The sequence below is a fragment of the Streptomyces sp. NPDC030799 genome, from assembly GCF_055572255.1.
On sequence record NZ_JBVIDS010000002.1, the window covers coordinates 297,825 to 317,729 of the forward strand.

The following is a 19,905-nucleotide window of genomic DNA, read 5'->3' on the forward strand; positions in this document are numbered from 1 at the left end:
CCGGCGCGTGTCATGCCACCACGCCGTGTCACCACGCCGTGCCACCCGGCCGTGCCATTGAGGTGAACCAGCGGGCCGTACCACCAGGTCATGCCACCGAGTGGCCGGTCCCCGGCGCTACGCCGACCGGGCCGCCGTGAGCAGCGCGTCCCAGTCGGCCAGCTTGACCACGCTCCGCCCCAGCCGCGCCCCCAGTGCGGCCTCGGCCTGCTCGATCGCCAGCCACCCCGCCCAGGGCACGGGTTCGATCCCGGCCGCGCGCAGCGCCGTCACCGGATCCTCCGGCAGCTGCTTGCCGAGCAGTGCGGGCGCGTCCGTGAGCAGCGACGTCGCCGTCTCCTTGGCGCAGGGCCGGTTGGTGCCGATGACTCCCGTCGGGCCGCGCTTGATCCACCCGGCGACGTATTCGCCCGGGGAGGGGACACCGTCGCGTACGACGCGGCCGGCCGCGTTCGGCACCGTGCCGCTCGCCGGGTCGAACGGCAGCCCGTCCAGCGCCACTCCGCGATAGCCCACCGAGCGCAGCACCAACTGGGCGGGTACGTCCTCGAACCGGCCGGTGCCCGTCACCCCGCCGTGCCCGTCCGGCGCCGTCCGCTCGAAGCGCACGGCGCCCACCCGGCCCCCGTCCGCGAGCAGTTCCACGGGGCGCAGGAAGAACCGCAGCCCGATGTGCCGGCCGGCACCGGCCGGGGGCCGGGCGGCCCAGTCGCGCAGCACCTCCAGATTGCGGCGCTGTACGGCGGGCAGCGCCGTCGGGTCGACGGGATCCAGCGCCAGGTCGGCCGGATCGACGGTGACTTCGGACCCGGGCAGCGCGCCCAGCTCGCGCAGCTCCTTGGTGGTGAAGCGGGCCTGTGCGGGGCCACGCCGGCCCACCATGTGCACCTCGGTGATCCCGCTCGCCGCCAGCGTGTCCAGCGCCGCCTGCGGGATGTCCGTCGGGCGCAGCTCGGTGGCACCCCGGACCAGCATCCGGGTCACGTCCACCGCCACATTGCCCACGCCGATGACGACGGCCGACCGCACGCCGCGCAGGAAGCCGGCGTCGGCCGCGTCCGGATGCGCGCTGTACCAGGCCACGAAGTCGGTCGCGGACCAGCTGCCCGGCAACTCCTCGCCCGGGATCCCCAGCCGGCGGTCGGTGGCGGCCCCCACGCAGTACACCACCGCGTGATACGCCTCCCGCAGCCGCTCCACCGGAAGGCCGCCCGGGCCGCCCACCCGGACCCCGCCGAGGAAGCGCACCCGCTCGTGCTCCAGCACCGTCCTCAGGCTGCTCTGCAGCGACTTGATCTTCTCGTGGTCCGGAGCGACGCCGTAACGGACCAGGCCGTAGGGGCACGGCAGCCGGTCCAGGACGTCCACGCACACTCCGGGGTCGCGCTGAACCAGGGTCTGGGCGGTGTAACACCCGCTCGGCCCCGAACCGACGACGGCGACACGCAGCACAGCGGTACTCCTTGCCCGAAGGAGGGTGTGCGGACGGCTCCAGCATGGCATCCCCGGGCCCGCGGCGGCAGGGGCCGGCGGGGTGACGCCGACGCGTGTCCGTTCGTATGGAATGCGATCATGCGGTTACGTTGCGTGTGTGCTAGAAGCATCCTTTCTTGATCTTTCTGATCGGAACGCGGAGGACGGCGCCGTGTCCGTGTGGCCCGCGTGGAAGGTGCGGGAGCACGGCGGCACGACGTCCTGGTACCAGGTCCAGCTGGCCTTCCCCGACGGCGCCCGCGTCGACGCCCTGGCCGTCCTGCGCGACGGACGCGTCTCCATCGAGGACGTCAGCGCGCAGCCGGCCCTGTCCCTCACCGACCTGGCGGTCCTCGCGAACTGGATTTCAGCGCCGCTGCTGGAGTCGTGCGGGGTGGCGGCGGAGCGGTCGTACGAGGGCGGGGGCGACCTGCGGTCGGCAGAGCGGCGCGAACGGGGAGCCGCCGACCGGGGGCAGCAACGGGAAGCCGTCGGCGCGGCATACGCACTCCCACCCGTCGGTGGGGCATGCGCACCGCCACCCGTCGGTGGGGCATGCGCACCGCCACCCGCCGGCGCGGCGTACGCCACTCCACCCGCCGGCGCGGAGCCCGCCCCGGAACCCGCCGTCATGCAGCACACCATCACGGAGCCCGCCCCGGAACCCGCCGTCATGCAGCACACCATCACGGAGCCCGCCTCGAAAGCCGCCGGCAGGGAGCCCGTCCCGGAAGCCGGCCGTATGGAACACGCCGCGCATGCCGCCGTCGGTGAGCGCGCGCCTGAAGTCGACAGCAGGGAGAACGCACCGGAAGCTGTCGGTACGAAGCAAGCCCCGCATGCCGCCGCCGGCAGGCACGCACCGCAACCCGCCGCCCGTGAGCAAGCCCCGCATGCCGCCGCCGGCGGGCACGCGCCGCAATCCGCCGCCAGGGAGCGCGCACCGCAACCCGCCGCCGGGGAGCGCGCACCGGCAGCCGACGGCAAGCAGGACGGCGTGCTGCACTACGTGGGGCCGCGCCGCGCCCGGCCGGGCTGGCCGCGGGGCAACGAGGGCCGGCGGCTCGTGGCGCAGGAGTACCGCGCCGCCCAGCAGCAGGGCTTCGACCCGGTGCTCGCCGTGATGGGCGCGACCGGACACAGCCGTCGCCGCTCCCTCAGGCTGATCGCCCAGGCACGGGACGCGGGATACCTGACGCCCCGTCATGCGCGCCGCGACTGACCGGAGTTAACGGAGACGAGTTGCCGCCGCGTCAGGGATGGCCGGGGTGGCTGGGGCGCTCTTCCGTGGCGAAGAACCGGGACAGGTCCTGTTCCCGCGCCTCACCGCCCGGCACGCTCTCCGGCGGCACTCCCGACTCCCAGTCGAGCCCGTACCGCTCGAACAGTTCGGCCCGCAGCGCCGGGACGGGCATCGGCACCCCCGGTATCAGCGCCGAGTACACCGCACCCATCAGCAGGGCCCGCAGCATCGAATAGTCGATGACGACGTCCTCGGAGCCGTACCGGGCGACGGTGTCGCTGAGCAGCTCCGACAGCCGGCGCTGCTCCGGGCACTGCACGAAGCCCTCCGCCTGCAGCAGCCCCGCCATGTGCTGGCGCATCAGCACCGGCCGGTCGCGGGCCAGTCCCAGGATCGCGTCGATGGCCCGGGCGAGCCGCTCTCGGCCGTCCTCGGTGTGCGGTTCCCGCTCCAGCGCCTCTTCCAGCGTGCGGTGCATCAGCCGGTGTACGGCGGACTGCACCAACTGGCGCTTGCCGGGGAAGTAATACGACACCAGTCCGCGCGCAGAACCGGCCCGGTCCGCGATGTCGCCCAAGGTGGTGGCCTCGTAACCGCGCTCGTCGACCAGTTCCACGGCGGCCTGCAACAGCCGCTCCCGGGAACGTCGCCGCAACTCTTCATTGACCGAGGCGCTGCGCGGGGACATCCTGTAACTCCTGCGTTGACTGGCTGCCAGCCAACTATACTCACCGCAGGGGGCGCAGCCCTGCGCGGGCCGCCCTGTCCAGGGTTGCCGTCCGTCTGGGGCGACGCGGGGGATCGTCTCAGGCGGACGGCACGGAAACGAGTCTTTTTCCCGCACTCCCAGCGCCTTCCGGCCAGATGCTCGGACGCCCGGACAGCTGCAGCGCGAACACGACCGGGCCGAGGGCTGCGAGGGCCGGCCGGTCCGTCGGCGGCCTCCGGGCGTCATCCCACCAGGTCCAGCACGGGAAGCAGCGCGTCGGGCCGGTCCGTCACCGGCAGGTGGTCGACGAAGTGCACCCGGCAGCCGAGCGTGGTCGCGCCGCCGTCCGCCTCCTTGCTGTCGCCGACCATCAGCACCTGCCGCGGATCGGCGCCCAGCGCCGCACAGGCGACGGCGAACAGCCGCGGGTCCGGTTTCTGCACGCCGTGCTCGTACGACAGCACATACGCGTCCACATACTTGTCCAGACCGTGCTCGCGGAAGACCGGCCGCAGGTCCCAGCCCACGTTGCTGACCACGCCGACGCCGATCCCGCGCTCGCGCAGCGTGCGCAGCACCTCGGCGGCGTCCGGGTACGGAGCCCAGGCGGCCGGGGTCATGTGCCGTTCGTACAGCGCGTCGTGCAGTCCGGGATCGGGCAGCGGCACCCGCCGGGACAGACCCGTGTAGGCGGCCCGGTGCAGCTCCGCGCTCTCGTCCCGCACCGCCCAGACCTCGGCCAGATCCTCCGGCAGCTCCACCGGGTCCGCGCCGCCCGCGAGCGCACCGGCCTCCTCCAAGGCCCGTGCGGCAGCCAGCAGTTCGGGCTCGGGCAGCGTCTGCCCCGTCTCGGCCAGCACCGCACGCAGCCAGGACTCGGTGGACTCGATGCGGAACAGCGTCCCGGAGAAGTCGAACAACACGGCAGTCATGCGCCCGACCCTATCGGGGTCCGCCGAGTGGCGTACCGGGGGCGTGGCGGCGGCGTGACCACTCGTGCACCACCACGGCCAGCGTGACGAGCAACGCTCCGAACAGCCACCCGCCGAGCACGTCCGAGGGCCAGTGGACGCCCAGCCACACCCGGGTGACGCCCACGCCCACCACCGAGACCACGGCCGCCGCCACGGCCGTACGCCACCGGGCCCGGCCCGCGCCGAAGCGGTGCAGCAGCCACAGCAGCAGTCCACAGACCACGGTGGCCGTCATGGCGTGACCGGAGGGAAAGGCCGCGTAGTGGGCGGAGTCGACGGGGTCCGGCCACACCGGGCGCGGCCGGCCGACGGCGTCCTTGACCGTCTGCTGCACGATCGCCGCGAGGGCCACGGTGGCCGCCAGCCACAGCGCCGTCCACCAGGCGGCGTACCGCCACACCAGCCACACCGCGGCCACCACGCCCACCAGACGCATGGTCAGCGGATCCCAGACCCAGTCCGTCAGCACCCGGAAGACGTGCGTGAGAACGGGGTCGCGGACCGCCCAGCGGTGGGTCGTACGGGAGATGTCGCCGTCCATGCCGAGCAGCGGGTGCCAGTGGATCACGACCAGGATCGACAGCAGTCCGCAGCACATGCCGAGGGCGGCTGCGACGAACGCGGCGGTGCGCAGGGTGCGGGGCCGGGGCGGGGCGGTGCTGTGGTGCATGTCTGCGATCCTTGCCGGTCGGGCAGCCCGTGGCGACCAACCGGCCGGCTCGTGCGGTGTGGCGTACGGTCGGGGGCTCAGCCGAGCGCCCGCAAGCCGGGAACCAGGGCCACCAGCACGGGGATCACCGGCACCAGCGCCGCGACCGCCGTCAAACGCAGCCGGCGCAGTGCGGGGAGCCGGTCCGGGGGAGCCAGCAGTCGGTGCACACGCTGCGGTACATGGGCATGCGGCGTGGGACAGGGCCCGAACACGCCCCGTTCCTCGTTGAGTTCGACCAGCGCCAGCGCGGTCGTCAGCCGGCCGAAGCGCCGGGAGGCCATGTCGTCGGCGGCGAGCTCGACCAGCCGGTGCATCTCGTCGCGGAACGCGGCGAACACCGGCACCTGCGGGAACCCTGCCGCCAGCGCCGCCGAGCAGTGCAGCAGCCAGTCGTGCCGGGCCTGGGCGTGGCCCTGCTCGTGGGCGAGCAGGGCGTGCAGTTGACGCCCCTTCAGGCGACGCAGTGCGGCCGTCGTGATGACCAGCCGGGGTGCCGCACCGGGCAGCCACCAGGCATCGGGCCGTTCGCCCTCCAGCACCACCAGCCGGCCGCTCGCCGGCTCCTCGCCCGGCAACAGCGGGGCCCGCACGAGGAGTTCGGCCCGCCGTGCGCGCCACCGGGCACGGGCCCGTACCACCTCGCGCACCAGCATCGCGAGGCTCCACAGGCCGCCGACGGCGAGCAGGACGGCGGTGGGCGCCGCCCAGGGGCCGGCCGTGCCCAGGGCGTAGGCATCGACGACGGCGCGCGGAGCCCGGGCGAACACCTGCCCGCGTACCGCCTGCCAGGCCGCCGACGCGCTGAGCGTCATCGACAGCAGACAGCACAGCAGCACGGCCGCCACGACACACTGCCACACCCAGAGGGCGACGACCGGTTCACGGTCCGGCCAGTCGGCCCGGGCGAGCAGCCGCGGGGCGACGACGGCGGTCATGGCGCCGAGCAGCAGCAGGGTCACGGGGACCATCATGGTCAGCACCCTATGAGGGCGAGGCCGCTCACGGGTACGGTCCACGCCGTCGAAGTGACGCAGACAACGCACCCGCGCCGGGCGCACCTTGCGCCCATGGCTCCCCTGACAGCGCGCACGGCTCCCGTGGCGTACGTGCTCACTCGCTCGCCGGCTCTCTGGCTCACATGGTGAGCAGCATGGCCACCATCCCGATCCCCATCGACAGCCGGCAGGCCCGCGCCAGCTCCGGCCGGTCGCCCCAGCCGGCCGGGGCGCCGACGGCCCCGGCCACCGCGACGGCGGCGGGCACCAGACGGGCGCCGGCGAGCAGCACGTACCCCGTGAAGTACGCGAGCAGCGCGCCGGTCAGCAAGGGCACTCCGGTGCCGCCGTGCGTGTGGTGCGCGCCGGGCGGGGCCGCGGCCATCACCACCGCCATGTAGACCATCGTGGCGGCGCCCACGAGGTGGTGCAGATGATGCCGGGCGGCGCGCACCGTCCACAGTGCGCGCAGGGCCGCGGCGGCGAACACGACCGCGTACACCGGCCACGCCCACCTCGGGGGCGTGAACACCGCCGCCGGCACGGCCATCACGGCCATGCCGAAGCCCATGAGCGCCTCGCCGCCCGCGGCCCGGCGCTGCTCCTCCACGCCGCTGCGCATGCGCATCAGGCAGTAGGCGCCGGTCGCGGCGCACAGTGCGACCAGCAGCCAGGCTGCCGGCACCGGTCCGTGCACACGCACCTCCCCGCTCGACGGTGGGTCGAGGATGCGATGCCCACGCCAGGTGGAGCGCACGCGAGCGCAAGGGTGTACACGGGGAGCACTCGCCGGAGCACGACAGGTGAACGCGCTGTGGAAGCGATTCCGACATAGAATTTTACGAGTAAAACACATGCTAAATTAATGGTATGAGCAGTGCGACCCGTCCCCGACTCCCCCTCGCCGGAGTGCTCCGTCTCGGTCGGCCCTCCGACATCTGGTTCAAGCCCGCGCTGAGCGTGGTCGCCGCGGTCGCCCCGCCCAACCTGACCCTGCTGGCCCTCGGCCGCCTCGACCTCGCGATGTACACGATGGCCGGGTCACTGTGCGCCCTGTACGGCCACAACCGGCCCTACGCCGCCCGCGCCCGCGTCCTCGCCCGGGTGGTGCTCGGCATGGTCGGCGGGCTCGCCGTCGCCCTGCTCGTCGCGTCGCTCACCTCCGATCCCGTCGTCCTGGTCACTGTCGGCGCCGTCATGGCGGCCGTCCAGAAGACGGCGTGCGACGCGACCCGCCTCGGACCGCCCGCGAACGTGGTGCTGACCTTCATCAGCTCCGCCTCGCTGTTCGCCCCGCAGATCCTCGGCCAGGTGCCGGCCCACGTCGGTCTGGCCCTGGCGGCCGGCGCCTGGGCCTGGCTGGTCGGCATGGCACCCGGACTGCTCCGCCCGCACGGTCCCGAGCGCCGCGCCACCGCCCACGCCCTGAACGCCGCCGCCGGGTACGCCGACACACGCGGCACCGCCGACGGCCACGCCCGGGCCCGGGCCGCGGCCGCCGCCGCGATCCACGCCGCCCGGCAGTCGCTGCTCGCTGCCGGCGCCCGGCCCGACCGCACCCGGCGCGCCCTGGAACGGCTCCTCGTCCGTGCCGAGGTCGCCCTCGCCGCACCTGGCGACACCGACTCCGCACGGCTGCGCGCCTGGGCCCGCCACCTGCGCGGCACCGGCCGGATACCGCGCGCCGACTCACCGCGCGAGTCCGCCGACGAACTCCTCGGCGTGGACACCGAACCCGCCCACCCCAGGCTGTCGTTGCGGCACCGCCTGGTCCCCCTCGTCCCGATCGCCGCACGGACCGCGATCGGCTGCGCCCTCGCCGGCTACGCCTCCCTCGCGCTCGGGGTCGGCCGCCCCTACTGGGCCCTGGTCACCGCGGCCTCGCTCTACCAGGCCAACGTCACCCTCACCTTCAGCCGCGGCGTCCAGCGTGTCGTCGGCAACGTCGTCGGCGTCCTGCTCTTCGCCGCGCTCGCGCCGCTCGCCCATCTGCACCCGGCCGCCCTGGTGCTGTGCACCCTGGCCCTGAACTTCGGCGCCGAGGCGCTGATCGGCCGCAACTACTGGCTGGGCAGCGTCTGCGTCACCCCCATGGCCCTGCTCGTCACCGAGTTCGCCCGCGCCCAGAACCCGGCCGAGCTGATCACCCAGCGGGTCGCGGACACCCTCGTCGGCGCGCTGGTCGGCTTCGTCGCGGCCGTCGCCGTCACCAACCGGCGTGCGGGCGACCGTCTCGACCAGGCGCTGACGACCGCGGAACGCGCCCGCGAGGACGCCGCCCGGCTGCTCGCCGAGCCGCAGCCGGCACCCCGCGCTCTGGAGTCCGCGCGTCGTGCCCTCGCCGCCGCCCTCGTCGACCTGCGCGCCACGGCCGACGCCGCAGCCGGCGAGTGGTGGCAGCGCGACCTGCCCGAGGAGCGGGTCGTGCTCGCCGAACAGTCCGGACACCGTACGCTCGCGGCGACGGTACGACGCCAGGGGTTCGTACCGCGGATCCAGGACCAGGGCCACAACCCGGGCCGGCCCCAGGACCAGGGCCGCGCCCCGGGCAGGACGACGGAGGGCATACGGCCATGACGGCGAGGAACGGCGACCACACGCCGACGGACGACGCGTCCGACACGGGCTCCGCGTCCGACACGGGCCCCGCCCCCGGCGCGCCCGCCCCCGGGACCGCCCCTGGCGGGGGCACCGGCAGTGGCGCGGACACCGTCGGCCGCCGTGACACCGTCGCCGCCGTGGTCCGGCAGTGGCAGGCCGTCCACCCCGAGCTGGACACCGGGCCCATGGAGGTCATCGGCCGGATCAACCGCTGTGCCGCGCTGCTCCAGCAGGCCGAGGACGCGCCGCTGCGCCGGGCCGGGCTCAGCCGTCCCGAGTTCGACCTGCTGGGGGCGCTGCGCCGCACCGGGCACGAGCTGACCCCGGGGGAGCTGGCCCGGGAGACCTTCTCCTCCGGGGCCGCCGTCACCAAGCGGCTCAAGCAGCTGACCGAACGCGGTCTGGTCGAGCGGCGCGGCGACACCCGCGACCGCCGCGTCGCCCACCTCCGCCTCACCGACACCGGCCGTGAACTGGTCGACGGCATCCTCCCGGAGCAACTCGCCTACGAAACCACCGTGTTGTCCGGGCTGGCCCCCGAGGGACAGCACGAACTCGCCGGTCTGCTGGCCGAGTTGCTGAGCCGTCTGGAGGGCCACATGGGCGCGCTGCGCGCCTAGGGGGTGTCGTCAAGCCGATGCGCACGCACCGAGCCGGCACAGCGCTGGAAGGTGACGCTTCAGGCCAATACACCTAGAGCACGTCGTGTGCCGTGCGCCGATATGTCGACCGGCGGTCCTGGATGCCGGGCCAGCGGTCGCCGTAGACGTTGCGTGTGACGGGCGGCTCGCGCAGGAAGTCGTGCGGGAAGCCCAGCGGGACCGCGCTCACCTCGTCCAGCCGCTGCACCGCGTCCGCGTCCAGCCGGACCTCGGTGCTCGTGAGATTGTCGGCCAGCTGCTCCGGCTTCGTGGCGGAGATGATGGGGACGACGTTCCCCGGCCGGGCCAGCAGCCAGGCCAGGGCCACCTGCGCCGGACTCCAGCCACCCTGCTCGGCGACGTCCAGGACGACGCTGATCACGTCCTCCTCCCCTGTCTTCGGCCGTTCTCCCAGCACGTCCAGCCGGCCTCGCTCCCCACGCCGGTACTTCCCGGTGAGCTTGCCCGCCGCCAGCGGCGCCCAGGCGAGCACGGCGAGGTCGAAGGCCCGGGCCTGCGGAAGCAGTTCACGCTCCGGGGTGCGCTCCAGCAGGCTGTAGCGCAGCTGCGAGCCCGCGAAAGGCGTCCAGCCCCTCAGTTCCGCCAGGGTGTTGGCCTGGGCGATCTCCCAGGCCGGCCAGTCCGACACCCCCACGTAGAGCACCTTGCCGGCGCGTACGACGTCGTCCAGGGCGCGCATCACCTCCTCCACCGGGGTGAAGTTGTCCCGGGCGTGCACCCACAGCACGTCGAGCCGGTCGGTGCGCAGCCGGCGCAGGCTCTCCTCGACCGACTGCACGAGGTTCTTGCGGTGGTTGCCCCCGGCGTTGGGGTCGCCGTCGTGGGTGGCGCAGGTGTACTTGCTCGCCAGCACGAACCGGTCGCGGCGCCCGGCCAGCAGTTCGCCGAGGATCCGCTCGGAGCTGCCCGAGGCGTAGTTGTTCGCGGTGTCGACGAAGTTGCCGCCCGCGTCGGCGTACGCGTCGAGGATCCGGGCGCAGGTGTCGTTGTCGGCACCCCAGCCCAGGTCCTCCCCGAAGGTCATCGTGCCGAGCGCCAGCTCGCTGACGCGCAGACCGGTCCGTCCGAACAGTGTGTACCGCACGTGTGCTTCCCTTTCCGGCAAGTGGTGCGTGCGACGCTAGGGGCTGGAGTGTTCTCGAAGGCAAGAGCGCCGCTCAGCCCTCCGCACCGGCCCGGTGCACCCGGAACGCCGCGCCCTGCGGATCGCGCAGCACCGCGATGCGCGGGCCGTCCGGCACGGAGACGGACGCCGGCGCGACGGCACCGCCCGCCCGCGCCGCGACCTCGGCCGTCGCGCACGTGGCCCACCGCGAAGTACGGCAGCCAGTGCGGGGGACCTCGGGCGGGAACCGGTCGCCCATGTCCGCCATGCCGCCGAAGTCCTCGCCGTCGATGTCCCACTGCGTGTACCACTGCGAGGCGCGGACGCTCCAGCCGAGCACCCTGGTGCAGAAGTCCCGGGCCCGCCGGGTGTCCCGGGTCGCCGGCTCCACCCGGCCCAGCGTGCCGGGCGCGTTGAACAGCCCGGCGCGCCACGCGACCGGCTGGGACTCCTGGTACCGCGGGGTGAGCGCGGCGACCGCCGCGTCCCCCAGGTGCGCACCGTGTATCCGCCCGCCTCCTGCCGCGGATCTGTCTCCGGCCGCCGACCGAACAGGGCCGAAGCCCCTGTTCACCACGGCCTGCCTTCTCGCCGGACGCTAGAGTCCCGGCCGGTACCGCAGCGGATGGTCCGCGGGGACCTCCACCAGGGCGATGCGGGTGCCGTCCGGGTCGGCGATCCACATCTCGACCAGGCCCCACGGTTCCTGCACCGGCGGCCGGACGATGCCGACGCCCTTTGTGCGCAGCTCCTCGTGCGCGGCCGTCACATCGGGCACCTGCAACCACAGCCGGACCGGGGGCGACGGCGGTGTCTCGGACCTTCCCGAGAGCTCCAGGAAGCCGCCGCCGAGGAAGTAGACCGTCCCGCGCTCGGGACCGGTACCGAACTCGCGGTAGACGGCGAGCCCCAGCTGCTCTCCGTAGAAGGCCCGGGAGCGCTCGGGGTCGGTGGGGGTGAGCAGGGTCCGGCTGCTGAGTACGTGCACCATGCAGGCGGAGCCTAGAGCAGGGTTACTCTCGACCCTGGCTCTGCCACGCCCGAGACCGAAAGGCCGCCTCATGGAAACCGCCGCCACTGGACCCACCTTCCGAGATGCCACCGACGCCGACGTCGACGCGCTGGTCGCGCTGATCGAGTCGGCCTACCGCGGGGACGCCAGCCGGGCCGGGTGGACCACCGAGGCGGACATCCTGGAGGGGCAGCGCACGGATCCGGAGGGTGTGCTGGAGGTCATCAAGTCGCCCGACAGCCGGCTGCTGACCGTGGAGCAGGACGGCCGGATCGTCGCCTGCTGCCAGCTCGAACACCGTGGCGACCACGCCTACTTCGGCATGTTCGCGGTCAGCCCCACCCTGCAGGGCGCGGGCCTCGGCAAGACGGTCATGGCGGAGGCCGAGCGCCGGGTCCGGGAGACCTGGGGCGTCACCGAGATGCACATGACGGTGATCTCCGTACGGGACGATCTGATCGCCTGGTACGAGCGCCGCGGCTACCGCCGTACGGGAAGGATGACTCCCTTCCCGTACGGCGATGAGCGCTTCGGCGTCCCGCAGCGCGCGGACCTGCAGTTCGAGCTGCTGGTCAAGAAGCTCGTGTGAGCGTTCCCGTGTGACCCGCGCGCCGGCGCGGCCCCCCAGGGGGTGTCGTTTGGATCATCCCGGCGTCGCGGGGTCCGGCACGCCCTACGCGGTGAAGCGCCCGGTGCGCTTGATCTGCGGGAAGTCGGTCGCCGCGCCGTCGAGCTCCAGGGCGCGTACCAGGCGCAGATGCTCCTGCGTGTTGACGACCCAGCCGATGATCCGCAGCCCGGACGCGCGGGCGTGCTCGACGACCTCCAGGGTGAGCCGGCGGATGTTGAGGCAGACGGTCGCCGCGCCGACGGCGACCGCGCGCTCCACCACGTCCGTGCCGTAGCGGCTGGCGACCAGCGCCGTGCGCACGCCCGGCACCAGCCGCGCGATCTCGGCGACCGCGTCGTCGTGGAAGGACGACACCTCCACACGCCCGACCAGATCGCGCTGGTGCATCACCGTCGCCAGGGCCCGGGCCGCCGCCACGTCCTTGATCTCGGCCTGCAGCGGAGTGTGCACCGCGTCCAGCACCTCCTCGAACACCGGCACCCGCTCGCCCCGGCCCGCGTCCAGGGCACGCAGCTCGGCCAGGGTCTTGTCGGCGATCGGTCCGGTGCCGTCGGTCGTACGGTCCACCTCGGCGTCGTGCATGACGACCAGGGCACCGTCCTTGCTCAGGTGCAGATCGAGTTCGATCAGGTCGAGGCCGGCGTCCTGCGCGGCGACGAACGAACGGAGGGTGTTCTCGGGCTCGACACCCATGACCCCGCGGTGACCGATGGTAAGGAAGTTCAAGGTTCAACTCGCTTCCGTCGACGGCGGCTCGGCGCGCGCGGGACGGGCGGACGCCGTCGTCCGCGGGCAGAGTCGCAGCCTAATGGCCGTGCCCCGCGATGAACCCGCACGTGCACGAGGCATCCGGGTGGGTGGCCGCCGTCAGCTGGCCGGTATCCGCCCCCGCCGTCACCCTGCCGTGGGCGAGTCCTCCACACCCTTGACCGCCCCGCGGCGCCGCGAGGCAGAAGCGGGCCCCATCGACGGAAGTGAGCGTCGTCACGGTTTACGGCAGGAAAAATGTCGGTGGTGATGGGCGTCGACAGAATAATTTCCTGAGCTTGCCTCTTGCTGGCTGAAACCGGGTATGCATACGGTGTCCTTACGCGAGCTTCTCCCGTGGAGGATGGGACATGACGGAAATTCTTGTGCAGGCGGGTGCGGAGGGACAGGTTTCTTCGCTGACCAGGGTGGTGGAGCACCCGGCCTGGCCCGTGCTCAAGGATGCCGTGGAGCAGATCCGGCCATGGCAGTCCCAGGACGGATCGATCGACTTCGCGGCCGAGGGTGCCCCGGCCGCGGCGGAGGCCGAGGCCGCCGTACGGCGTGTCGTCGACGCCGTCGAGGAGCTGTCCCCGCTGCTCCCGCACGACGCGGCCTACCACCAGGCCCTCGTGAAGGACCTGCGCCGCTGGGCCGAGGGCGGCTTCCAGGTGCCGGACTTCCTGGACTCCCTGCTGGCCTTCCAGCCCGCCGCGAACCGCGCGGACGGCCTGCAGCACCTGGTCGTCTTCCCGATGTACACGCAGAACGGCAACCCGGACCGCAACCTGGAGGCGGTCGTGCTGCGCATGGTCTGGCCGGACTGGCTGGCCGAGCTGGAGCGCACGCGCTACGACAACCCGCTGTTCTGCGGCATCACCTTCGAGGACTTCACCTCCGGCTACGACACCAACTCCGCGGTCCTCTTCCCGGAGACCATCGCCGTACGCGAGGCGCCGGAACGATTCTCCTGGGGTGGCATCTTCTGCGACCGCGAGGCCGCCCGTTTCCGCCGGGTCACCGACGCCGCCGTCGGCATCCTGGGCCTTCAGCTGCCCGAGGACATCGCCGCCATGGTCCACGACCAGAAGCGCTGCGAAGAGGCCTTCGTGCTGTGGGACATGGTCCACGACCGCACCCACAGCCACGGCGACCTGCCCTTCGACCCGTTCATGATCAAGCAGCGCCAGCCGTTCTGGATGTACGGCCTGGAGGAGCTGCGCTGCGACCTCACCGCTTTCAAGGAGGCCGTGAAGCTGGAGGCGGACGGCGTACCGCAGGCCCGTGACGTGCAGTACGCGGTGCTCTTCGACCGCATGTTCCGCTTCCCGGTCACCGGCGACCGCAACCGCAACTACGACGGCCTCGGCGGCCAGCTGCTCTTCGCCTACCTGCACAAGCACGACGTCGTCCGCTGGACCGACAACAAGCTCTCCATCGACTGGGAGCGCGCCCCGCAGGTCACCAACCAGCTGTGCGCCGAGATCGAGAAGCTCTACAAGGACGGCATCGACCGCCCGAAGCTGGTGCACTGGTTCGCCGGCTACGAGCTGGTCCGCACCTACCTCGCTCCGCACCCCGGCTCCACCTGGGCCAAGGGCCCGGAGGCCCTGGACCTGACCCAGCCGCCGCGCAAGCTGGTGGACGACGTGCTTCCGGACGAGTTTCCGCTGAGCATGTTCTATGAGGCCCTGTCCAAGAAGCTGAAGAATGTGATCGCCTCCACCAAGGGCATCACGGCGGACAGCGCCGAGCCGGTCGCCGCGTGAGCGACCCGAACACTGCTTCACGCGTCCAGAACACTGCTGCAGAGGGGAAGAACATGGGGAACGGGGCGAACGGGCCGCTCAGCGGTGCCGTGATCGCGGTGGCCGGCGCGGGCGGACCCGCCGGGCGCGCCACCCTGCTGCGTCTGGCCGAGGCCGGAGCGACCGTCGTCGGCGCGGACAACGACCCGCAGCGGCTGTCCGAGGCCGTGGACGCGGCCCGGTACGCCTCCGGTGGCGCCACCGTCACCGGTGACACGGTGGATCTGCTCGACCTGCAGTCCACCCGGGACTGGGCCGCCCACGTCGAGAAGGACTTCGGGCGCGTCGACGGCCTGGTGCACCTGGTCGGCGGCTGGCGCGGCAGCGAGACCTTCACCAAGACCAGCCTCGACGACTGGGACTTCCTGGAGCTGCTGCTCGTCAAGACCGTCCAGCACACCTCCCTCGCCTTCCACGAGGCGCTGCAGCGCAGCGAGCGCGGCCGGTACGTCCTGATCAGCGCGGCCGGCGCGTCGAAGCCCACCGCCGGCAACGCCGCCTATGCGTCGGCCAAGGCCGCCGCCGAGGCGTGGACGCTGGCCATGGCCGACTACTTCCGCAAGGCCGGGGGTGAGGAAGGTCCCACGTCCGCGGCTACGATCCTGGTGGTGAAGGCGTTGGTGCACGACGCGATGCGCGCCGAACGCCCCAACGCGAAGTTCGCGGGTTTCACGGACGTCAAGGACCTCGCCGAGGCCATCGAGGGCGTCTGGAGCAAGCCCGCCGCCGAAGTGAACGGAAACCGTCTGTGGCTGACCGAGAAGCCGTGAACCCTCCCAAGACCGACGCGCGTCGCCACCACGACCCGCAGGTCCGCGGTTTCGCCAGTGACAACTACGCCGGAGCCCACCCGGAGGTGCTGGCCGCCCTGGCCCTGGCCAACGGCGGCCACCAGGTGGCGTACGGCGAGGACGAGTACACCGAGAACCTCCAGCAGATCATCCGCAGCCACTTCGGGGCCACCGCCGAGGCCTTCCCGGTCTTCAACGGCACCGGCGCCAACGTGGTCGCGCTCCAGGCGGTCACCGACCGCTGGGGCGCGGTGATCTGCGCCGAGAGCGCGCACATCAACGTCGACGAGGGCGGCGCGCCCGAGCGCATGGGCGGCCTGAAGCTGCTCACCGTCCCCACGCCCGACGGCAAGCTCACCCCCGAGCTGATCGACCGGCAGGCCTGGGGCTGGGAGGACGAGCACCGGGCCATGCCCCAGGTGGTGTCGATCACCCAGAGCACCGAGCTCGGCACCCTCTACACGCCGGACGAGATCCGCGCGATCTGCGAGCACGCCCACGCCCGCGGTATGAAGGTGCACCTGGACGGCTCCCGGATAGCCAACGCGGCCGCCTCGCTGGACGTGCCGATGCGGACGTTCACCAACGCGGTCGGCGTCGACCTCCTCTCGCTGGGCGGGACCAAGAACGGCGCCGTCTTCGGCGAGGCGGTCGTGGTCATCAACCAGGACGCGGTGCGGCAGATGAAGCACCTGCGGAAGATGTCGATGCAGCTGGCCTCCAAGATGCGCTTCGTCTCGGTGCAGTTGGAGGCGCTGCTGGCCAAGGATCTGTGGCTGCGCAACGCCCGGCACGCCAACGAGATGGCGCAGCGGCTCGCCGAGGGTGTCCGCGCGGTGCACGGCGTGGAGATCCTCTACCCGGTGCAGGCGAACGGCGTCTTCGCGAAGCTCCCGCACGACGTGAGCGAGCGGCTGCAGAAGCGCTTCCGGTTCTACTTCTGGGACGAGGCCGCCGGGGTCGTGCGCTGGATGTGCTCCTTCGACACCAGCGAGGAGGACGTCGACACGTTCGTGGCCGCGGTCAAGGAGGAGATGGCCCGCTGACCGGCGATGCATAGATATGCGGCCGCTCGAAAAGTCATTGACTGTCGAGCGGTCGCATTCCTATGCTCTGCGGGCATGGAGCTGATCCAGAACACCGCCGATCTGTCCGCGTACTTGACCGCCGACGAGGCCATCGACCATGGCCATCCCGTCGTGCGGAAAACCGCCGCCAGGCTGGCCGAGGGCGCGGCCGACTCGTATGAATATGCGCGAGCCGCCTATGAGTTCGTACGGGACACCGTCCCGCACTCCCAGGACTCCGGCGACATGCGCGTCACCTGGCGCGCCTCCGACGTCCTGCGGCTGGGCACCGGCATCTGCCACGCCAAGGCCCACGCCCTGGCCGCCCTGCTGCGGGCCGAGGACATCCCCACGGCCCTGTGCTACCAGAGGCTGACGCACGACGACGGCAGCGGTCATGCCCTGCACGGTCTGGTCGCCGTCCGCTTCCACGGCGCCTGGCACCGGCAGGACCCACGGGGCAACAAGCCCGGCGTGGACGCCCAGTTCTCCCTGGACGGGGAGCGGCTGGCCTGGATCCCCGACCCCGGGGCCGGCGAGCTGGACCATCCGGTGCTGTACGCCGCACCGCATCCGGTCGTCCTGGACGCCCTGAAAGCCGCCCCGGACCGGCCGTACCTGTGGAAGACGCTCCCCGACACGCTATGAGGCCGACTACAGCTTCCCAGGGGCGCGGGGAACTGCGCGATCAGCCGCGACCGGCCCGCAGGTGGACACATTGCTCAAGCCGCGAGCCCCACCTGGCCGAAGCGACGCAGGTCAGCGCGCCTCGGCGGTGCGCAGCTGCTCCACCGTCGGTGCCGTACCGCCCAGGTGGGCGGGCAGCCACCAGGAGTCCTCGGGGCCCTTGGGGCGGCCCGGGTAGGCACGCTGTGCGGCCTCCAGCAGCTCCTGGACGGCCTCGCGCAGCCGGCGGGTGATGGCCCCGGCGTACTGGTCGCGGGGTGCCTCGACCGCATCGCCGACGCGGATGGTGACGGGCAGGTGGTCGCGCTTGAAGTTGCGGGCGTGGCCCTTCGTCCACAGCCGCTGGGTGCCCCACACCGCCATCGGGATCAACGGGACACCGGCGTCCTGTGCGAGGCGGGCCGCACCGGACTTGAAGCTCTTCAGCGTGAACGACTGGGAGATGGTGGCCTCCGGGAAGACCCCGATCACCTCGCCGGAGCGCAGCGAGTCCAGCGCGTGCGCGTAGGCCGCCTCGCCCTGGTTGCGGTCCACCGGGATGTGCTTCATCCCGCGCATCAGCGGTCCCGAGATCCGGTGGCGGAAGACGGACTCCTTCGCCATGAAGCGCACCAGACGCTTCTGCGGCAGGGCTGCCAGGCCGTTGAAGACGAAGTCCAGGTAGCTGATGTGATTGCTCACCAGGACGGCGCCGCCCGAGCGCGGGATGTTCTCCGACCCCTGGCAGTCGATCTTCAGATCCCAGGCCTTGAACAGCGTCTTGGCGAGACCGATGACGGGACGGTAGACCAGCTCTGCCATGGGCGGGGTGGGCCCTCTCTGCTCTGCTCGGGAAAGGGGCTCCCGGCGGGAAAGTTACGCAGCCGTAGGTTTACGGCGTCTCGCAGATCGTGCCCGAAGAACGGACGGGTAGCCAGTCCTGGTGCCCCGCGGCGGCGAGATCCTCGTCACGTCGGCCCATATCCCGCCTCCGATATTCAAGTCCTCTTTACTCCGCTTGCTCGGTCCGCACCGTGACCCTCTTCAGGAGCAGGAAGAACTCGCATCCCAGGCAGTACCCGAACGCCGCGTTCAGGAAGGCTGCGGCGAGCGCCGCCCCGGTCGCGGCCAGTCCCAGCCACTGGGGTCCCACCGTGAAGCCGACCAGCCCCAGCCCCGCGAACACCAGACCCACCGCCTGCGCGAACCGGGGCGGTTCCGGCGCCTCGAACTCCCTCGGCGGTCCGAGTCGCGGCCGTACGGCCGTGCGGAACGCCCAGCCGTACGGCGAGTGCTGCACACCCGCGGCGGCGCCGAGCGCGAACGCCACCGTCTGCCAGCCCAGCACCCAGGTGTTCTGCAGGCTCAGCGCCACGGCCAGTACGGCCGTCGTCACGGCCGCCCCGAAGCGCGGCCCCCTCACGTCGATGTTCATGAAGCAAGCATTCCGCAACGGGAACCCCCGCGGGAGGCGGGAATCTTTGCAGTCTCATGAATGCTGGTGGAGATGATGACCGGACTGGTGGTGTGCGTGGCGGTGCTCGTCGTGGCGGGCGCCTTCGGAGTGCTGCACAAGCGGCGGAGCGGGAGAGTACGGGTGCGCGGGCGGGACGAGGACAAGCGGCTGGGCGCGGCCGAGCTGGGCGGCGACCTCGGTGAGCGGGCCACGCTGGTCCAGTTCTCCAGCGCCTTCTGCGCGCCCTGCCGGGCCACCCGGCGCATCCTCGGCGAGGTCGCCGGGATGGTCCCCGGAGTGGTTCACGTCGAGATCGACGCCGAGGCCCGTCTGGACCTCGTACGCGCACTGGAGATCCTGAAGACGCCCACCGTCCTGGTCCTGGACGCCGACGGCCGCGTGGTGCGGCGCGCCACCGGACAGCCCCGCAAGGCCGATGTCATCGCGGCCCTGGGGGAGGCCGTGTGAGGGGGCCTCAGGAGACGGAGCGGCGACTTCCGTATCCCGGAACGCGCTTGACTGGGCGCACCACCTATCGTCAGCCTGACCGTATGCCGATCGAACTCCTTCTCCACGGCCGGGTCCACGTCGACCTGGCCCGCACCGCGAGCGCCACCTGTCCGGGCTGCTGAGCACCGACGGCCCAACTCGTGACCTCCATCAGAAGGACAACTCCATGACGGCCTCGCCCGACCTCGGCACCGTTCAGCTCGCTTCTCCCGACCTGTTGCGCTCGACCTTCCGTCGGCATGCCGCCGGTGTGGCGGTGATCACCGCACGTGGTGACGCCGGCCCGGTCGGCTTCACCGCCACCTCCCTCACCTCCGTCTCCGCGGAGCCCCCGCTCGTCTCCTTCGGTATCGGCACGGGCGCCTCCAGCTGGCCCGCCATCGCCGAGACGGAGCACATAGGCGTCCACATACTCGGCGAGCACCAGGGCGAGCTGGCAGCCACCTTCGCCCGCAGCGGTGCCGACCGCTTCGGCGCGCCGACCGTGTGGCGCGAGGGCCCGGAAGGCGTACCGGTGCTCGACGACGTGCTGGCCTGGCTGGTCTGCCGGATCGTCGGGCGTGTTCCCGCCGGTGATCACCGCATCGTGCTGGCCGAGGTGGTCCTGGGCGACCCCACGGGCGCCGGCCGTCCCCTCCTCTACCACCAGGGCCGCTTCAACGGCCTGCGGGATTGATCACGCTCCCCGGTCCTGCGAAGCGGTCGAGTTCCGGTTACGCTGCGTTGCGAAGGTCACAGTTCAA

At 72.2% G+C, this 19,905-nt stretch carries 21 protein-coding genes and 3 pseudogenes; 12 read left to right on the forward strand and 12 right to left on the reverse strand.

Going from position 1 to position 19,905, the window contains the following annotated elements:
- Positions 1–117: 117 nt before the first annotated feature.
- Positions 118–1,452 (reverse strand): FAD-dependent oxidoreductase, encoded by a 1,335-nt coding sequence (locus ACZ41I_RS05240; protein ID WP_468513197.1) that lies wholly within the window; start codon positions 1,450–1,452, stop codon positions 118–120.
- 112 nt (positions 1,453–1,564) lie between these two features.
- Here ACZ41I_RS05240 and ACZ41I_RS05245 point away from each other — a divergent pair.
- A pseudogene (locus ACZ41I_RS05245) lies at positions 1,565–1,903 on the forward strand (DUF6214 family protein); the annotation flags it as partial.
- 528 nt (positions 1,904–2,431) lie between these two features.
- Positions 2,432–2,695, forward strand: a pseudogene (locus ACZ41I_RS05250) (DUF6214 family protein); the annotation flags it as partial.
- 31 nt (positions 2,696–2,726) lie between these two features.
- Here the strand turns inward: ACZ41I_RS05250 and ACZ41I_RS05255 are convergent.
- From ACZ41I_RS05255 to ACZ41I_RS05275, 5 genes are all read right to left on the reverse strand, one after another.
- Entirely contained in the window at positions 2,727–3,404 is a 678-nt protein-coding gene (locus ACZ41I_RS05255; RefSeq protein ID WP_363218500.1) for a TetR/AcrR family transcriptional regulator, read from the reverse strand.
- A gap of 263 nt (positions 3,405–3,667) precedes the next feature.
- Entirely contained in the window at positions 3,668–4,357 is a 690-nt protein-coding gene (locus ACZ41I_RS05260) for an HAD family hydrolase (RefSeq protein WP_468513198.1), read from the reverse strand.
- Between the two features lie 10 nt (positions 4,358–4,367).
- Positions 4,368–5,069, reverse strand: coding sequence for a phosphatase PAP2 family protein (locus ACZ41I_RS05265; protein ID WP_363218502.1), 702 nt, complete (start codon positions 5,067–5,069; stop codon positions 4,368–4,370).
- Between the two features lie 77 nt (positions 5,070–5,146).
- On the reverse strand, positions 5,147–6,082 hold the full coding sequence (locus ACZ41I_RS05270; RefSeq protein WP_399763043.1) for a M56 family metallopeptidase: 936 nt from the start codon (positions 6,080–6,082) through the stop codon (positions 5,147–5,149).
- A 163-nt stretch (positions 6,083–6,245) separates the two neighbouring features.
- Positions 6,246–6,803: a DUF5134 domain-containing protein gene (locus tag ACZ41I_RS05275; RefSeq protein WP_399763041.1), complete on the reverse strand. Its 558-nt coding sequence runs from the start codon at positions 6,801–6,803 to the stop codon at positions 6,246–6,248.
- A gap of 173 nt (positions 6,804–6,976) precedes the next feature.
- Between ACZ41I_RS05275 and ACZ41I_RS05280 the strand changes: the two genes are divergently transcribed.
- Complete coding sequence (locus tag ACZ41I_RS05280) at positions 6,977–8,683, forward strand: FUSC family protein (RefSeq protein ID WP_468513199.1); 1,707 nt, start codon at positions 6,977–6,979, stop codon at positions 8,681–8,683.
- Positions 8,680–9,327, forward strand: a complete 648-nt coding sequence (locus ACZ41I_RS05285) for a MarR family winged helix-turn-helix transcriptional regulator (protein ID WP_468513200.1) — start codon at positions 8,680–8,682, stop codon at positions 9,325–9,327. The genes ACZ41I_RS05280 and ACZ41I_RS05285 overlap by 4 nt, the downstream gene beginning before the upstream one ends.
- Positions 9,328–9,400: 73 nt before the next feature.
- Here ACZ41I_RS05285 and ACZ41I_RS05290 read toward each other — a convergent pair whose 3' ends face one another.
- The 3 genes and pseudogenes from ACZ41I_RS05290 to ACZ41I_RS05300 form a co-directional block, all read right to left on the reverse strand.
- Positions 9,401–10,453: an aldo/keto reductase gene (locus tag ACZ41I_RS05290; RefSeq protein WP_468513201.1), complete on the reverse strand. Its 1,053-nt coding sequence runs from the start codon at positions 10,451–10,453 to the stop codon at positions 9,401–9,403.
- A 73-nt stretch (positions 10,454–10,526) separates the two neighbouring features.
- Positions 10,527–11,029 (reverse strand): annotated as a pseudogene (locus tag ACZ41I_RS05295) (VOC family protein); the annotation flags it as partial.
- Positions 11,030–11,072: 43 nt separating this feature from the next.
- Positions 11,073–11,465, reverse strand: coding sequence for a VOC family protein (locus tag ACZ41I_RS05300; protein ID WP_399763033.1), 393 nt, complete (start codon positions 11,463–11,465; stop codon positions 11,073–11,075).
- 70 nt (positions 11,466–11,535) lie between these two features.
- Between ACZ41I_RS05300 and ACZ41I_RS05305 the strand changes: the two genes are divergently transcribed.
- Complete coding sequence (locus tag ACZ41I_RS05305) at positions 11,536–12,075, forward strand: GNAT family N-acetyltransferase (RefSeq protein WP_399763031.1); 540 nt, start codon at positions 11,536–11,538, stop codon at positions 12,073–12,075.
- A gap of 84 nt (positions 12,076–12,159) precedes the next feature.
- Here ACZ41I_RS05305 and ACZ41I_RS05310 read toward each other — a convergent pair whose 3' ends face one another.
- A complete protein-coding gene (locus ACZ41I_RS05310; RefSeq protein ID WP_363218509.1) occupies positions 12,160–12,843 on the reverse strand; it encodes a glycerophosphodiester phosphodiesterase in 684 nt (227 codons plus the stop codon).
- A gap of 392 nt (positions 12,844–13,235) precedes the next feature.
- On the opposite strand from ACZ41I_RS05310, the gene ACZ41I_RS05315 reads away from it, so the two are divergent.
- The 4 genes from ACZ41I_RS05315 (at position 13,236) to ACZ41I_RS05330 (ending at position 17,178) form a co-directional block, all read left to right on the forward strand.
- Positions 13,236–14,633 carry a DUF6421 family protein gene (locus ACZ41I_RS05315; RefSeq protein WP_468513202.1) on the forward strand — a complete coding sequence of 466 codons (1,398 nt, stop codon included), beginning with the start codon at positions 13,236–13,238 and terminating at the stop codon, positions 14,631–14,633.
- Between the two features lie 53 nt (positions 14,634–14,686).
- Positions 14,687–15,442 (forward strand): SDR family NAD(P)-dependent oxidoreductase, encoded by a 756-nt coding sequence (locus tag ACZ41I_RS05320; protein ID WP_363218511.1) that lies wholly within the window; start codon positions 14,687–14,689, stop codon positions 15,440–15,442.
- Complete coding sequence (locus ACZ41I_RS05325; protein WP_363218512.1) at positions 15,439–16,509, forward strand: threonine aldolase family protein; 1,071 nt, start codon at positions 15,439–15,441, stop codon at positions 16,507–16,509. Before ACZ41I_RS05320 ends, ACZ41I_RS05325 begins: the two co-directional genes overlap by 4 nt.
- Positions 16,510–16,584: 75 nt before the next feature.
- Positions 16,585–17,178: a transglutaminase domain-containing protein gene (locus ACZ41I_RS05330; protein WP_468317614.1), complete on the forward strand. Its 594-nt coding sequence runs from the start codon at positions 16,585–16,587 to the stop codon at positions 17,176–17,178.
- Positions 17,179–17,289: 111 nt separating this feature from the next.
- Here the strand turns inward: ACZ41I_RS05330 and ACZ41I_RS05335 are convergent, their stop codons facing one another.
- Together ACZ41I_RS05335 and ACZ41I_RS05340 are read right to left on the reverse strand one after the other, a co-directional pair.
- On the reverse strand, positions 17,290–18,018 hold the full coding sequence (locus ACZ41I_RS05335; protein ID WP_399763027.1) for a lysophospholipid acyltransferase family protein: 729 nt from the start codon (positions 18,016–18,018) through the stop codon (positions 17,290–17,292).
- Positions 18,019–18,205: 187 nt separating this feature from the next.
- Entirely contained in the window at positions 18,206–18,631 is a 426-nt protein-coding gene (locus ACZ41I_RS05340; RefSeq protein ID WP_363218515.1) for a DUF4395 domain-containing protein, read from the reverse strand.
- A gap of 75 nt (positions 18,632–18,706) precedes the next feature.
- Here ACZ41I_RS05340 and ACZ41I_RS05345 point away from each other — a divergent pair, with 75 nt between their 5' ends.
- From ACZ41I_RS05345 to ACZ41I_RS05355, 3 genes are all read left to right on the forward strand, one after another.
- Complete coding sequence (locus ACZ41I_RS05345; RefSeq protein ID WP_468513429.1) at positions 18,707–19,120, forward strand: TlpA family protein disulfide reductase; 414 nt, start codon at positions 18,707–18,709, stop codon at positions 19,118–19,120.
- A gap of 83 nt (positions 19,121–19,203) precedes the next feature.
- The gene (locus ACZ41I_RS05350; protein WP_363219762.1) at positions 19,204–19,284 is read left to right on the forward strand and encodes a putative leader peptide; all 81 of its coding nucleotides are present in this window, start codon (positions 19,204–19,206) and stop codon (positions 19,282–19,284) included.
- Positions 19,285–19,328: 44 nt separating this feature from the next.
- Positions 19,329–19,838, forward strand: a complete 510-nt coding sequence (locus tag ACZ41I_RS05355; protein WP_399763025.1) for a flavin reductase family protein — start codon at positions 19,329–19,331, stop codon at positions 19,836–19,838.
- Positions 19,839–19,905 lie beyond the last annotated feature (67 nt).